Origin of the sequence: Patulibacter brassicae (assembly GCF_033949425.1) — a bacterium.
GTDB classification, from domain to species: Bacteria; Actinomycetota; Thermoleophilia; order Solirubrobacterales; family Solirubrobacteraceae; genus Patulibacter; species Patulibacter brassicae.
In genome coordinates, this window is record NZ_JAXAVX010000029.1 from 1 (window position 1) to 587 (window position 587).

A 587-nucleotide genomic window follows, 5' to 3' on the forward strand; every position below is an offset into this window, starting at 1 on the left:
GCAGCGGCGCGGCGCTCGCCGGAGGCGGCGCAGCCGTCGCGAGCACGGCGGCCGGCGCGGGCCTGCTGAGCGGCGCCGCGGGACCGGCCGTCGCCCTGCTCGGCGCAGGCGCCGCCCTCGCCGGCGGCACGGCGCTCGTCGACGACGACGCCTCGCGCGCCGACCGACCGCCGGCGATCACCCGCACCGTGGCCGCTCCCGCCGACGCCCTCGCCCCTCGGGGCGGCCCGGGCGCGCCGGCGCGCCCGACCCTGCTGCTGCGCGCGAGGCGCGCCGCCGGCCTCGCGCCCGGGACCGCGGTGGCCGGGCGCACGCTCGAGCTGGGCAGCGCGACGGCGAGCGGCGGCCCCCTGGCCGGCGCCGCCGCGGCGGTCGCCGCCGCGGTGACGGCGGTGACGACCGCGGCCGATCCCGCGGCGGCGGACGCGCCCGGGACCGGCGGGCACGGCCCCGGCGGCCGCGGCGGCCATGGCCAGTTCGTCCCCGCTCGCGAGCGTCCCGGCTCCGGCGACCGGCCGTCGCGGGGCCCCGGCCGCGCCGGCTCGGGCGACGCGGGACGGCGCGGCGGGTCCGCGGATCGCGGCGCC

Annotated in this window: 1 pseudogene; it reads left to right on the top strand. The window is 86.5% G+C overall.

The annotated features are described in order from the left end of the window. A pseudogene (locus tag SK069_RS20140) lies at positions 1-587 on the top strand (hypothetical protein); the annotation flags it as partial.